This is a genomic window from Streptomyces sparsus, from assembly GCF_054776295.1.
In genome coordinates, this window is sequence record NZ_BAAHCA010001485.1 from 1 (window position 1) to 794 (window position 794).

Here is a 794-nt window from a genome sequence, read left to right on the forward strand (position 1 = left end):
GCCGTCCGCCTCGTCCGGCACCCCGCCCCCGACAGGGGCCGCACCGCCGGCGTCGACCGCGCAGCGGTCTCCGGCCGAGGTGGTGACCGCCTACTTCGACGCGATCAACCGCGGTGACCACCGCGCCGCCTGGGAGCTCGGCGGCAGCGCGTTCGCGTCCTCCTACGACGCGTTCGTGGCCGGTTTCGACGGGCTGCTCCAGGACCGGGTCGAGGTCCTGGCGACCGACGGCGACCAGGTCACCGTCGTACTGGAGGCCGTGCAGGCGGACGGGTCGTCCCGCTGGTTCGAGGGCACCTACACCGTGCGCGGCGGCCGGCTCGTCGCCGCGGACATCCGCGAGACGAGCGGCCCGGCGACGGCCGTCCCGGACGAGCCGGGGTCCGGGTACTACGACACCTGCGGACAGGCGCACGAGCAGGGGCAGGGCCCCTTCGAGCGCGGTGAGGACCCGGCCTACCGCGACGAGCTGGACCGCGATCAGGACGGTACCGCCTGCGAGTGGAACGACTGACCCGTCCGCACGGCGCGAGCCCCGGTCAGGGGCGCACGGCACCGGTGTCCCGGACAGCCGGGTCCCGGCGCCGCGCGCACAGCCGTGCGGACGAGGGCGTCCCCGCGCGCGAGCCTCGGCGCTCTACGCACGGTTCGCACAACTGGCCTATAGTGAGCGCGCTTTGCCCAGAACCGCGTGCCGTTGCATCCCTGACCAAGAGCCGTCCGCGAGGAACTGATTCATGACGACGCCAGCCCCCTGCGCTGCACCGCGCCACCGCGCCGCCCGACGAGCCGCC

1 protein-coding gene is annotated in these 794 nt (G+C 74.6%); it reads left to right on the top strand.

The window, feature by feature from the left end; all coding sequences use genetic code 11:
- Positions 1 to 514, top strand: a 514-nt coding sequence (locus ACYVE9_RS29170) for an excalibur calcium-binding domain-containing protein (protein ID WP_461030883.1), incomplete at its 5' end; no start/stop codon positions are given.
- Between the last annotated feature and the right edge of the window lie 280 nt (positions 515 to 794).